This window comes from Herbaspirillum sp. UBA812 (assembly GCF_002296545.1).
Taxonomy (GTDB): Bacteria; Pseudomonadota; Gammaproteobacteria; order Burkholderiales; family Burkholderiaceae_D; genus Herbaspirillum; species Herbaspirillum huttiense.
This window is the reverse complement of sequence record NZ_DBIC01000280.1, coordinates 1-13,633: the sequence shown is the minus strand read 5'-3', so window position 1 is coordinate 13,633 and position 13,633 is coordinate 1. Positions and strand designations below refer to the sequence as shown.

The 13,633-nt window shown below is 64.2% G+C and carries 9 protein-coding genes and 1 pseudogene; 8 read left to right on the top strand and 2 right to left on the bottom strand.

Annotated features, from left to right (window positions below; genetic code table 11):
• From B3873_RS19310 to lpdA, 4 genes and pseudogenes are all read left to right on the top strand, one after another.
• Positions 1–784 (top strand): annotated as a pseudogene (locus B3873_RS19310) (glutamate--cysteine ligase); the annotation flags it as partial.
• Positions 785–1,330: 546 nt separating this feature from the next.
• Entirely contained in the window at positions 1,331–4,027 is a 2,697-nt protein-coding gene (gene aceE / locus B3873_RS19305) for a pyruvate dehydrogenase (acetyl-transferring), homodimeric type (protein WP_286868310.1), read from the top strand.
• 164 nt (positions 4,028–4,191) lie between these two features.
• Positions 4,192–5,856 carry a dihydrolipoyllysine-residue acetyltransferase gene (gene aceF, locus B3873_RS19300; RefSeq protein ID WP_286868308.1) on the top strand — a complete coding sequence of 555 codons (1,665 nt, stop codon included), beginning with the start codon at positions 4,192–4,194 and terminating at the stop codon, positions 5,854–5,856.
• Positions 5,857–5,886: 30 nt separating this feature from the next.
• Positions 5,887–7,662 (top strand): dihydrolipoyl dehydrogenase, encoded by a 1,776-nt coding sequence (gene lpdA / locus B3873_RS19295; RefSeq protein WP_276839445.1) that lies wholly within the window; start codon positions 5,887–5,889, stop codon positions 7,660–7,662.
• Positions 7,663–7,751: 89 nt separating this feature from the next.
• Here the strand turns inward: lpdA and B3873_RS19290 are convergent, their stop codons facing one another.
• Both B3873_RS19290 and B3873_RS19285 read right to left on the bottom strand, forming a co-directional pair.
• Positions 7,752–9,167: an FAD-binding oxidoreductase gene (locus B3873_RS19290; RefSeq protein ID WP_286868305.1), complete on the bottom strand. Its 1,416-nt coding sequence runs from the start codon at positions 9,165–9,167 to the stop codon at positions 7,752–7,754.
• An 8-nt stretch (positions 9,168–9,175) separates the two neighbouring features.
• Complete coding sequence (locus tag B3873_RS19285; protein ID WP_286868303.1) at positions 9,176–9,862, bottom strand: aspartate/glutamate racemase family protein; 687 nt, start codon at positions 9,860–9,862, stop codon at positions 9,176–9,178.
• A gap of 118 nt (positions 9,863–9,980) precedes the next feature.
• Between B3873_RS19285 and B3873_RS19280 the strand changes: the two genes are divergently transcribed.
• The 4 genes from B3873_RS19280 to B3873_RS19265 form a co-directional block, all read left to right on the top strand.
• On the top strand, positions 9,981–10,925 hold the full coding sequence (locus tag B3873_RS19280) for a LysR substrate-binding domain-containing protein (RefSeq protein ID WP_121038419.1): 945 nt from the start codon (positions 9,981–9,983) through the stop codon (positions 10,923–10,925).
• Between the two features lie 131 nt (positions 10,926–11,056).
• Positions 11,057–11,998: a dihydrodipicolinate synthase family protein gene (locus B3873_RS19275; protein WP_286868302.1), complete on the top strand. Its 942-nt coding sequence runs from the start codon at positions 11,057–11,059 to the stop codon at positions 11,996–11,998.
• 10 nt (positions 11,999–12,008) lie between these two features.
• Positions 12,009–12,788, top strand: a complete 780-nt coding sequence (locus B3873_RS19270; RefSeq protein ID WP_286868300.1) for an SDR family oxidoreductase — start codon at positions 12,009–12,011, stop codon at positions 12,786–12,788.
• Between the two features lie 15 nt (positions 12,789–12,803).
• The coding region (locus tag B3873_RS19265) for an amidohydrolase family protein (RefSeq protein ID WP_286868298.1) at positions 12,804–13,633 on the top strand (830 nt) is incomplete at its 3' end.

The window sequence follows — 13,633 nt, the reverse complement described above, 5'->3', positions numbered from 1 at the left end:
CGGGGAGCCGTATCCGCCGTATGAAGCCATTGGCACCAAGCGCGACGGTGAATGGGTACAGATCAATACCAACATCCTGCAGATCGAAAACGAGTTCTACTCGGCGATCCGCCCCAAGCGCGTCATCAACAGCGGCGAGCGCCCGGTGCAGGCGCTGTCGGCGCGCGGCGTGCAGTATGTGGAAGTGCGCTGCATGGATATCGATCCCTTCAATCCGCTGGGCATCGGCCTGGAAGCGGCGCGTTTCATGGATGTGTTCCTGCACTTCCTGGCGCTGGAATCGAGCTGTCTGACCTCTGACGAGGAGGGCGTGGAAAACCGTGCCAACTTCCTGGCCACCGTCAAGGAAGGCCGCCGCCCCGGCTTGAAGCTGCAATTCAAGGGTGAAAGCCTGCTGCTCACCGACTGGGGCCAGCAACTGCTGGACCGCATGGAACCGGTCGCCGAGCTGCTGGACCGTCATCTCGGCGGCACCCAGCACCGCGACAGCCTGGCCGTGCAGCGCGCCAAGCTGGCCGATCCCGACAGCACGCCCTCGGCGCGCGTACTGCGCGAGATCCGCGAAGCCGGCAATTCCTTCCCGGCCTATACCCTGGCCACCAGCCAGCGCCAGGCCGCCGAACTGATCGCCCGTCCGCTCTCGTCCACCAAGACGGCTGACTTCGTGGCCATCGCCCAGGCTTCGCTGGATGCCCAGCGCGACATCGAGCGCACTCAGGTCGGCGACTTCGATACCTTCGTGGCCGCCTACCGGGCCAGTACCCTGGGCAATATCGCCATCTGATACCGGACCTTCCGCTTCATTTATGGTGGGCAATTCCTGAACGATATACAAAATGGCAACGCCTCGTCCCTCGACGAGGCGTTTTTGCTTGTCGGCCGGAAAGGCAGGTCATTGCTGCCTTGGCAATTCTTTCCGTTCACTTTTATGGTGCGAAAAATGCCGTTTGAGGCTCTCCTGGCAGTCTTTGCGGCATTGCAAACAGGGCAAGAAACCCTCGCTCACAGGGGCATATAGTAAAAATACGAGGCCCTGGAAGCCCCTATTCATGCCGCTTTGCAGCATATTTTCGCATTATGAAATTGATTATCGTAATTTGAAAATCAAAAATTCCCTGATAAAATTCGTCGTCCACACGGCTGGAAGACCGTACATTTAAGCCTGTTTCGCCTCCAACGCCTTGCCCCACGGGCCGGGAAGGATTGCAGCACAGGCAACACATGGCGCTTTTCCTGCAACACCTGCCGGCGGCATTGCGTACCGAATGAACCGACCGACCCGCCTGGTCCACCCGACCGGACGGATCTCTCAACAACCAGGAGACATGACATGTCAGCCCAAATCGATCAAGTTCTGGCGCAGGCCGCCAACGATCCCGATGTGATGGAAACCCAGGAGTGGCTTGACGCCCTCGAAGCCGTGATCGAAAAGGAAGGCCCGGACCGCGCCCACTACCTGATGGAACGCATGGTCGATCTGGCGCGCCGCCGTGGTGCCCACATCCCCTTCTCCAGCAACACTGCCTACGTCAACACCATTCCGGCCGACCAGGGCGAGCACTGCCCGGGCAACCTGGAATATGAAGAGCGCCTGCGCTCCTGGATGCGCTGGAACGCCATGGCCATGGTGGTCAAGGCCAACCGCGTGGATGGCGACCTGGGTGGCCACCTGTCTTCCTTCGCGTCGCTGGCCAACATGCTGGGCATCGGCTTCAACCACTTCTGGCACGCCCCGACCGAAGAGCACGGTGGCGACTTGCTGTACATCCAGGGCCACTCCTCGCCCGGCATCTACGCGCGCGCCTTCCTGGAAGGCCGCCTGACCGAAGACCAGCTGATCCACTTCCGCCGCGAAGCCGACGGCCATGGCCTGTCGTCTTACCCGCACCCCAAGCTGATGCCGGAATTCTGGCAGTTCCCGACCGTCTCGATGGGCCTGGGCCCCTTGATGGCGATCTACCAGGCACGCTTCCTGAAGTACCTGCACGCCCGTGGCATCGCCAAGACCGACAACCGCAAGGTTTGGGCCTTCTGTGGCGACGGCGAGATGGACGAGCCGGAATCGATGGGCGCCATCGGCATGGCCGGCCGTGAAAAGCTGAACAACCTGGTCATCGTGGTCAACTGCAACCTGCAACGCCTGGACGGCCCGGTGCGCGGCAACGGCAAGATCATCCAGGAACTGGAGTCCGACTTCCGCGGCGCCGGCTGGAACGTGGTCAAGGTCATCTGGGGCAGCGGCTGGGACGAGCTGCTGGCCAAGGACAAGGACGGCATCCTGCAGAAGGTCATGATGGAAACCGTCGACGGCGAGTACCAGAACTACAAGGCCAAGGACGGCGCCTTCGTGCGCAAGCACTTCTTCGGCAAGCATCCCAAGCTGCTGGAAATGGTCTCCAAGATGTCGGATGACGACATCTGGCGCCTGACCCGCGGCGGCCACGACCCGCACAAGATCTATGCTGCCTTCAAGGTTGCCCAGGAATCCAAGGACCAGCCGACCGTGATCCTGGCCAAGTCCATCAAGGGCTATGGCTTCGGCAAGGCCGGCGAAGCGCGCAACACCGCGCACAACACCAAGAAACTGGACGACGAAGCCATCCGCGCCATGCGCGACCGCTTCCAGCTGCCGATCTCGGACGCTGAGCTGCCCAACATCCCGTTCTTCAAGCCGGCTGACGACGCACCGGAAATGCAGTACCTGCACGAGCGCCGCAAGGCCTTGGGCGGTTACCTGCCGCAGCGCCGCGTCCACGCCGACGAAAAGCTGCCGGTGCCGGAACTGTCGGCCTTCCAGGCCATGCTGGAACCCACCGCCGAAGGCCGTGAGATCTCCACCACCGCCGCCTATTCGCGCGTGCTGACCGCACTGCTGCGCGACCCCAACCTGGGCCAGCGCGTGGTGCCCATCATGGTCGACGAGTCCCGTACCTTCGGTATGGAAGGCCTGTTCCGCCAGATCGGCATCTTCAGCCAGGTCGGCCAGTTGTACGAACCGGTCGACAAGGACCAGGTGATGTACTACCGCGAAGACAAGGCCGGCCAGATCCTGCAGGAAGGCATCAACGAAGCCGGTGGCATGAGCTCGTGGATCGCTGCGGCGACCTCGTACTCGACCAACAACCGCGTGATGATTCCGTTCTACACCTACTACTCCATGTTCGGTCTGCAGCGTATCGGCGACCTGGCATGGGCAGCCGGTGACATGCGCGCTCGCGGCTTCCTGATCGGCGGCACGGCCGGCCGTACCACCCTGAACGGTGAAGGCCTGCAGCACGAAGACGGCCACAGCCACGTGTTCGCCTCGGCGATCCCGAACTGCATCCCCTACGACCCGACCTTCGCCCACGAAGTCGCCGTGATCATCCATGACGGCCTGCGCCGCATGGTGGCCAACCAGGAAGACGTGTTCTACTACATCACCGTGATGAACGAGAACTACGGCCACCCTGGCATCAAGCCGGGCCAGGAAGAGGGCATCGTCAAGGGCCTGTACCTGCTGAACGAAGGCGGCAAGCAAAACCAGCTGCGCGTGCAACTGCTGGGTTCGGGCACCATCCTGCGCGAAGTCATCGCCGCAGCCGACCTGCTGCGCGATGACTGGAAGGTCGACGCCGACGTCTGGTCCGCACCGTCCTTCACCCTGTTGGCCCGCGATGGCCAGGACGTGGAGCGCTGGAACATGCTGCACCCGGCCGAGGCGCCGAAGAAGAGCTACTTCGAGCAATCGCTGGAAGGCAGCGAAGGCCCGATCGTGGTCTCCACCGACTACATGCGCACCTACGCCGAGCAGGTCCGCGCCTTCGTGCCGAAGGGCCGTTCCTACAAGGTGCTGGGCACCGACGGTTACGGCCGTTCGGACACCCGCGCCAAGCTGCGTGAGTTCTTCGAAGTGAACCGTTACTTCGTGACCGTGGCCGCCCTGAAGTCGCTGGCCGATGAAGGCAAGATCAAGCCGGAAGTGGTGGCGCAAGCCATCGCCAAATACGGCATTGATCCGAACAAGCCGAACCCGGTGACCCTGTAAGGACTGCCTGACCGACCATCCCCGCCTCAGCCTGCTGATCGCGGGGATGTGTCGTGTCTGGAACTGCCACCCCAACGGGGAGGTCCGCTGCTCAGGCAGCACCTGCCCCAAGCGAATACTTCTCCCGGCCCAGTGCCTGGGAACAGAACAACGGAGCGCATCAGATGAGTCAAGTCGAAGTAAAAGTCCCGGACATCGGCGATTTCAAGGAAGTCGAAGTCATTGAGGTGATGGTCAAGGTCGGCGACACGATCAAGGTCGACCAGTCGCTGATCACGGTTGAATCCGACAAGGCCAGCATGGAAATCCCGTCCAGCCAGGCCGGCGTGGTCAAGGAAATCAAGGTCAAGGTCGGTGACAAGGTCGCCGAAGGTTCGCTGCTGGTGATCGTCGAAGGCGAGGGCGCTGCGGCTGCCCCTGCCGCCGCACCGCAAGCAGCCGCCGCTGCACCGGCCGCCGCGCAGGCTTCCGCACCGGCCCCTGCTCCGGCCGCGGCGCCTGCCGCCGCCGGTGGTGGCACCATCGAGATCGAAGTCCCTGATATCGGGGACTTCAAGGAAGTGGAAGTCATCGAAGTCATGGTCAAGGTCGGCGACACCGTCAAGGCAGAGCAATCCCTGCTGACCGTGGAATCCGACAAGGCCAGCATGGAGATCCCCTCCAGCCACGCCGGCGTCATCAAGGAACTGAAGATCAAGCTGGGTGACAAGGTCGCCAAGGGCAGCATCATCGCCACCATCGAAGCTGCGGGTGGCGCACCGGCTGCTGCCGCGGCTCCTGCCGCCGCCGCACCTGCAGCCGCTGCGGCCGCTGCACCGGCTCCTGCTGCAGCCCCTGCGCCGGCCGCTGCTGCCGCACCTGCCATCGCTACCGCATCGGCTACCAGCACCGGCGGCAAGGCCCACGCTTCGCCTTCCGTGCGCAAGTTCGCCCGCGAACTGGGCGTGGACCTCTCGCGCGTGCCGGCCACCGGTCCCAAGGGCCGCATCCTGCAATTGGACGTGCAGAACTTCGTCAAGGGCGTCATGGCCGGTTCCACTTCGGTGGCCGCTGCCGCACCGGCGACCAATGGCAGCGGTTCTGGCATGAACCTGCTGCCGTGGCCGTCGCTGGACTTCAGCAAGTTTGGTGAAACCGAACTGCAACCGCTGTCGCGCATCAAGAAGATCAGCGGCCCCAACCTGCATCGCAACTGGGTCATGATTCCCCACGTGACACAGTTCGACGAAGCCGACGTGACCGAGCTGGAAGAATTCCGCAAGACCTCCAACGACGCCTTCGCCAAGGCCAAGTCGCCGGTCAAGCTGACCATGCTGGCCTTCGTCATCAAGGCCAGCGTCTCGGCCCTGAAGAAATTCCCGGCCTTCAATGCGTCCCTGGACGAGAAGGGCGAGAACCTGATCCTGAAGAAGTACTACAACATCGGCTTCGCCGCCGATACCCCGAATGGCCTGGTGGTCCCGGTCATCAAGAACGCCGACCAGAAGAGCATCGGCCAGATCGCCACCGAAATGGGCGAACTGTCCGCACAAGCCCGCGATGGCAAGCTGAAGCCGGCCGACATGCAAGGTGCGACCTTCACCATTTCTTCGCTGGGTGGCATTGGCGGTACTGCCTTCACGCCCATCATCAATGCGCCGGAAGTGGCCATCCTGGGCCTGTCCAAGTCGATCACCAAGCCGGTGTGGGATGGCAAGCAGTTCGTGCCGCGCCTGATGCTGCCGACCTCGCTGTCCTATGACCACCGTGTCATCGACGGCGCCATGGGCGCGCGCTTCTCGGCCTACCTGGCCGACGTGCTGGGCGATCTGCGCAAGTCGCTCCTCTAAGCCACCACCGAACATTACGGAGTCAGGACAATGAGTCTCTCTGAAGTCAAGGTCCCCGATATCGGGGATTTCAAGGAAGTCGAAGTCATCGAGGTGATGGTCAAGGTCGGCGACACCATCAAGGTGGATCAGTCGCTGATCACCGTCGAATCCGACAAGGCCAGCATGGAAATCCCGTCCAGCCAGGCCGGCGTGGTCAAGGAAGTGAAGGTCAAGGTCGGTGACAAGGTCGCCGAAGGCTCCCTGCTGCTGATGGTGGAAGCCGCTGGTGAAGCGGCTGCCGCACCGGCACCGGCCGCTGCACCCGCTCCGGCTGCCGCGCCTGCTGCTGCGCCCGCCGCCCCGGCGGCGGCACCGGCCGCTGCCAGCTTCGGCGGCAGCGCCGATGTGCAGTGCGACGTCATGGTGCTCGGTGGTGGTCCTGGCGGTTACTCGGCTGCCTTCCGCGCGGCCGACCTGGGCCTCAATACCGTCATCGTCGAGCGCGATGCGACCCTGGGTGGCGTCTGCCTCAACGTCGGCTGCATTCCCTCCAAGGCCCTGCTGCACGTGGCTGCCGTGATCGACGAGACCGCCGCCATGGCCTCGCACGGCGTGACCTTCGGCAAGCCCGAGATCGACATCGACAAGCTGCGCGCCTACAAGGACAAGGTCATCGGCACCATGACCGGTGGCCTGGCCGGCATGGCCAAGGCGCGCAAGGTTCAGGTGGTCCGTGGTAACGGCCAGTTCGCCGGCCCCAACCACATCGAAGTCACCGCTGAAGACGGCAGCAAGAAGGTGGTGCAGTTCAAGCACGCCATCATCGCCGCTGGTTCGTCCGTGGTGAACCTGCCGTTCGTACCGCAGGATCCGCGCATCGTCGATTCGACCGGCGCGCTGGAACTGCGCCAGGTACCCAAGCGCATGCTGGTCATCGGCGGCGGCATCATCGGCCTGGAAATGGCCACCGTCTATTCCACCCTGGGCGCACGCATCGACGTGGTCGAGATGATGGACGGCCTGATGCAAGGCGCGGACCGCGACATGGTCAAGGTCTGGCAGAAGTTCAACGAAAAACGCTTCGACAACGTCATGGTCAAGACCAAGACGGTCGCCGTGGAAGCCCTGCCCGAAGGCATCAAGGTGACTTTCGAAGCCGCTGAAGCCGGTGCTACCGCACCCGAGCCGCAACTGTACGACCTGGTGCTGGTGGCCGTGGGCCGCAGCCCGAACGGCAAGAAGCTGTCGGCCGACAAGGCGGGCGTGATCGTCTCCGATCGCGGCTTCATCGCCGTGGACAAGCAGATGCGCACCAACGTGCCGCACATCTTCGCCATCGGCGACCTGGTGGGCCAGCCCATGCTGGCACACAAGGCGGTGCACGAAGGCCACGTGGCTGCTGAAGCGATTGCCGGCGAGAAGAGCTTCTTCGACGCCAGCGTGATCCCCTCGGTGGCTTATACCGATCCGGAAGTGGCATGGGTCGGCGTGACCGAAGACGAAGCCAAGGCCAAGGGTATCAAGATCGAGAAGGGCCACTTCCCGTGGGCCGCTTCCGGTCGCGCCGTGGCCAATGGCCGTTCGGAAGGTTTCACCAAGCTGCTCTTTGATGCCGAGACCCATCGCATCATCGGTGGCGGCATCGTCGGTACGCACGCAGGCGACATGATCGGCGAAGTGGCGCTGGCCATCGAGATGGGCGCGGACGCCGTCGATATCGGCAAGACCATCCACCCGCACCCGACGCTGGGTGAATCGCTGGGCATGGCCGCTGAAGTCGCCGAAGGGCATTGCACGGACTTGCCGCCGCAGCGCAAGAAGTAAGCGCAGCGTCTTGCATGAAAAAAATGGCGGACCCTCGGGTCCGCCATTTTTTTCGTGCATTCACGGTTTTCGCCTGCGTCATTCTCCGGCTAGAGCAACTTGCCCGGATTCATGATCAGGTTGGGATCAAACGCCTGCTTGATGCGCAGCATCAGTTCCATCTCCAGCGGCGACTTGTAGTGCCGCAGTTCGTCGCGCCGCAATTGGCCCACGCCATGTTCGGCGCTGATGCTGCCTTGTTTTTCCGTCACCAGGTCGTGCACCAGTCTGTTGAGCAGCAACGTGGCCTGCCTGACCTCGTCATAAGAAGAGGACAGCGGGATCATCACATTGAAGTGCAGGTTGCCATCGCCCAGGTGGCCGAAGTTGATGAGCTCGGCCTGCAGCCCGCAAGCGGCGATCGCGCGCTCGGCCTGGTCCACGAACTCGGCGATGGCCGAGATCGGCAGGGCGATGTCGTGCTTGATGACCTTGCCCGCCCGTACCTGCGCCTGCGAAATGCCCTCGCGGATTTTCCACAGGGCGGCGGCCTGGGTACCGTTGGAGCAGAGCATGGCGTCAGTGACCAGCGCATCTTCCATGGCTTGCCCGAGCAGCTCCTCCAGCATGGATTGCAAGCCCAGGTCTTCGGTATCGGCCAGTTCGATCAGGGCGTTGTAGCGAGCCGGCTGCGCCAGCGGCGCGCGGGTGTCTGTGACGTGCTGCAGCACCAGCGCCAGCGAGGCGGCCGACATCATCTCGAAAGCCACCAGCCGGTCGCCGCAGCGCGCCCGCGTGCGCGCCAGCAGCTCGGCCAGCTGCGCCAGGCTGTCGCAGCCGACCCAGGCGGTAGCGCGCGCGTGCGGTTGCGAAAACAATTTCAGTACCGCGCCGGTGATCACGCCCAAGGTGCCTTCGGAGCCAATGAACAGGTCGCGCAGGTCGTAGCCGGTGTTGTCCTTGCGCAGGCCGCGCAAGCCATTCCAGATGCGGCCATCGGGCAGCACCACCTCCAGGCCCAGTGCCAGCTCGCGCATGTTGCCAAAGCGCAGTACCGCAATTCCTCCGGCATTGGTGGCCAGGTTGCCGCCGACCGTGCAGCTGCCTTCGGCCCCCAGGCTGAGCGGGAAGTAGCGTCCTGCGGCGCGCGCCGCTTCCTGTGCATGGGCCAGGATCACCCCGGCGTCCACCGTCATGGTGTTGTTGATGGGGTCCACTGCGCGGATGCGGTGCATGCGCGTGGTCGAGAGAATCACTTGGGCACCGCTGTCGTCGGGCGTAGCGCCGCCACTCATGCCGGTGTTGCCACCCTGGGTGACGATGGGGGTATGGGTCTGGTGGCACAGGCGCACCACCTCGGCGGTTTGCGCGGTGTCGGCCGGGCGCACCACGACGGCGACGCGGCCCTGCCATTTGTTGAGCCAATCCTTCACGTACGAAGCCTGCTCGTCAGCTGCCGTGACCAGTCCGGCGTCCCCCACGATGCTGCGCAGTTGCTCGATCAGTTGCTGGGTATTTTCATTCATATCGGTCCTCAGGCACCATGCCAGTTCATCTTGATGCGGCCGATGGCCATGGCCGCTGCTGCCTGGCTGGGTTCCACCACGGGTATGCCCAGCGCTTCCTGCAAGGCGTCCCGATAGACCGCCATGCCGGCGCAGCCCATGACGATCACGTCGGCACCCTGCGTATCGCGCAGGCGCAGGCCTACCTCGCACATGCGGGCCAGCGTGCGGTCATAGTCGGCCAGATCGGTCACGTTCAGGCCGATGGCCAGTTCGCCCGCCAGCCGTGATTGCACGCCCATCGCGCCATAGGCGCGCAGATGGCGCGGGATCGAGCCCGGCAGGATGGCGATGACGCCGAAGCGCTGGCCCAGTGTCAGGGCCGTCAGCACGCCACTTTCCATGATGCCCAGCACCGGCACGTCCACCGCCTCGCGTACCGCGTGCAGGCCGGGATCGGAATAGCAGGCAATCACGAAAGCCCCCGCACGGGCACGCAAGGAGCGCGCCAGCGCCACCAGCTGCGGGGCCACGTTGTCCACGTCCTGCTGGGTCTGGATGCCGGGCGGTCCCGAGGGCAGCGACAGGCATTCGATGGACGGTCCGCCGGCCATGCGCAGCGGCGTCATGGCCGCATCGATGCCGCGCGTGACGGCGGCCGTACTATTGGGATTGATGACGAACAGGGCAGGGCCGTCGGCCGGGACAAGGGACATGATGGTTTCTCGCAAAACAGGAGTCAGTACAGGCAACGACTCTACCCCAGGCCGACGGGCATGCTCCTTGCTCATTTGTGTGTTCCCCTTAACATGCTGTTATGCGCGATGAGGATCCATGGCACTGAACCTGCGCCAGATCGAGGTGTTCCGCGCGGTCATGACGACCGGCTCCATCAGCGGTGCCTCGCAATTGCTGTTTGTCTCGCAGCCGGCGGTGAGCCGCCTGCTCTCCCACACAGAACAACGGGTCGGCTTCGCCCTGTTCGAACGCATCAAGGGCCGGCTGTACGCCACGCCCGAAGCCAAGAAGCTGTTCCATGAAGTGGAACATGTGTATCAGGCGGTGCAGCGCGTCAACGAGCTGGCCACCGACCTGTCGGAAAACCGCAGTGGCATTCTCAACATCGTCTCCAGCCCGAGCATCGGGCAGATGCTGATCCCGCAGGCCATCGCGCTGTTCCGCAACCGCCATCCGGAGGTCAAGCTGACCTTCCACTGTCTCAACTATGGCTACCTCAAGGACCGCCTGCTGTCGCGCCAGGCCGACCTGGGCATCATCATCCTGCCGATGGAACACCCCAGCCTGCAGGTCACGCCCCTGTGCAGCAACCGCCTGGTCTGCGTGCTGCCCTACAACCACGAGCTGACCCGGCGCGGCACGCTGAGCCTGGCCGATCTGCGGCCATTCCCGCTGATCTCCTACAACCGCGATTCGCCCTTCGGCGGCATCGTCGGACGCTTCTACCAGACCGAGGAAGAGCCCCTGCGCCCCATCATGGAAGTGGGCTCGCCCCAGAACGCCTGTTCGCTGGTGCAGATGGGGGCGGGGGTGGCGCTGGTCGATGAGTTTTCGGTGCGCAGCTGGGCCGGCACCAGCCAGATGGTGGTGCGGCCGGTGGCGCGCGCCCCCATCTTGCGGGCCAACCTGGTGCATGTGCGAACCGAGCCGCTCTCGCAATTGACCCAAGCCTTCATTGCTGAACTGCAGCAGCTGGTGCGGGCGCAGGGATATGGCCTGCCTGATGAAGAAACGAACATATCGGCTGGAACCGGCGATTAACACGACGTTAAGGCAAGCACACAAAAAGGCAAGCGACAAGCGCAGATGACTCCACGACAATCGTTTCCAACTTCTCCGGTCCGCCCTCAGGCGGGCCGCCGTGTCCACACTCTCTTCATGGAACGTCGCGCATGTCTTCAACTCTTGCCCCTGCTTCCGCGCTGGCCACTGCGCGCGGTGTCTACACCATCTGCCCCACGCCGTTCACCGCCGATGGCGCACTGGACCTGGGCAGCATCGCTACGCTGGTCGAGTTCCAGATCGAAGCCGGCGTCTCGGGCCTGGCCATCCTCGGTTTCCTGGGGGAGGCGCACAAGCTCTCCAATGCCGAGCGCCGCGCGGTGACGTCAACGTTCGTCAAGTGTGCGGCAGGACGGGTGCCGGTCTGGGTCGGCGTGCGCGCCCTGGGCCTGGCCGGTGCCATCGAGCAAGCCACGGAAGCGGCCGAGGCGGGCGCGGCGGCGGTCTTCGCGGCACCCCTGGACATGGCTTCGGATGCGGTGCAGTTCGACTATTACAAGTCGCTGGCTGCAGCCCTGTCCATTCCTGTCGTGATCCATGACTTCCCCGATTCCTTCGGGACCGAGATCAAGGCCGAGGTGATTGCCCGCCTGGGACGCGAGGGCGGCGTCAACTTCATCAAGATGGAAGAGCCGCCGGTGGGCCAGAAGATCAGCCGCATCCGCGACCTGGCTGGTGAATCGATGCGCATCTTCGGCGGCCTGGGTGGCGTGTATTTCCTGGAAGAGCTGCAGCGTGGCGCGGTCGGGACCATGACCGGCTTTGCCTTCCCCGAGATCCTGGTCCGCATCTACGACCAGTTCGCCGCCGGTGACCTGGCGGGTGCGGCAGCGACCTTCGACAAGTATTGCCCGCTGATCCGTTACGAGTTCCAGCCCAAGATCGGCCTGTCGCTGCGCAAGTATGTCTATCGCAAGCGCGGCGTCATCGGCAGCGATGCCATCCGCTCGCCGGGCATGCGCATCGATCCCGAGACCGAGCGCGAACTGGAAGCCGTGATCGCCCGCGTGGGCCTGGACCTGGATCAGCGCGGCGCGCTGGCCATCCACTGAGGAGCCGCCGATGGATCTGGGAATCAGCGGGCGACGCGCCCTGGTATGTGCCTCCAGCAAAGGCCTGGGCCTGGCCTGTGCCATCTCGCTGGCACGCGAGGGCGTGGCCGTGACCATGACCGCACGCGGGGCCGAAGTCCTTGAAGCCGCAGCGCAGCAGGTACGCGCGGCCACCGGGGCCACCGTCACGACGGTGGCGGGCGACATCACCACGCCCGAGGGCCGTGCACTGGCGCTGGCCGCCTGTCCCGCGCCGGACATCCTGGTCACCAACGCCGGCGGTCCCAAGCCGGGCGATTTTCGCGAATGGTCGCGCGAGGACTGGATCGCGGCCATCGATGCCAACATGCTCACACCCATCGAACTGATCAAGGCCACCGTGGATGGCATGATGCAGCGTGGCTTCGGCCGCATCGTCAACATCACCTCCGGCGCGGTGAAGGCACCCATCGACATCCTCGGTTTGTCCAATGGCGCGCGCTCCGGGCTGACCGGATTCGTCGCCGGCCTGGCAAGAACGACCGTGGCCCGCAACGTGACCATCAACAACCTGCTGCCCGGTCCTTTCGAGACCGAGCGACTGCTGACGACGGCCGCGGCCAGCGCACGCGGCAGCGGCAAGTCGGCCGAAGAGGTGCTGGCGGCCCGCCGCGCCGCCAACCCGGCCCGCCGCTTCGGCCAGCCTGCCGAATTCGGCGACGCCTGCGCCTGGCTATGCAGCGCCCAGGCAGGGTTTGTCACCGGACAAAACCTGCTCTTGGATGGCGGTGCCTATCCCGGAACCTTCTGACCTCAAGACTCCCGCATGGACTTCGACCTCACCATCCGCAACGGCCGCATCTCTACCGACCGCGAGACCTTCTTTGCCGACATTGGCGTCAAGGACGGCGTGATCGCGCGCATCGCGCCGCACCTGCCGCCGGGACGCGAGGACATCGACGCCGCCGGACGCTGGGTCCTGCCTGGCGGCATCGACAGCCATTGCCACATCGAGCAGCTCTCCGGCATGGGCATGATGTGTGCCGATGATTTCTATTCGGGCTCGGTCTCGGCGGCATTTGGCGGCACCACCACCATCATCCCGTTCGCGGCCCAGCATCGCGGCAACCGCATCCCCGACGTGATCGCCGACTATGCACAGCGTGCCCGCGAGAAGGCGGTGATCGACTATGGTTTCCACCTGATCCTGGCCGACCCCGACGAGCAGGCCCTGCAGCACGACCTGCCGCAAGCCATCCGCGATGGCATCACCTCGCTGAAGGTCTACATGACCTACAACGCCCTCAAGCTTGATGACTACCAGTTGCTGGACGTGATGGCGCTGGCCGGCCGCGAAGGGGCGCTGGTGATGATCCATGCCGAGAACCACGACATGATCCGCTGGCTCGCCTCGCGCCTGCTGGACCAGGGCCATACCGCGCCCAAGTTCCACGCCGTGGCGCATGACCCTCTGGCCGAGGCGGAAGCCAGCCAGCGTGCCATTGCGCTGTCGCGTCTGATCGGCGTGCCGGTGTTGATCGTGCACGTGGCCGGGGCCGAGACGGTGCAGACCATCCGCAATGCCAGGCTGCTGGGCGCGCAGATCTATGCCGAGAGCTGCCCGCAATACCTGTTCCTCACGGCCGAGGATATCGA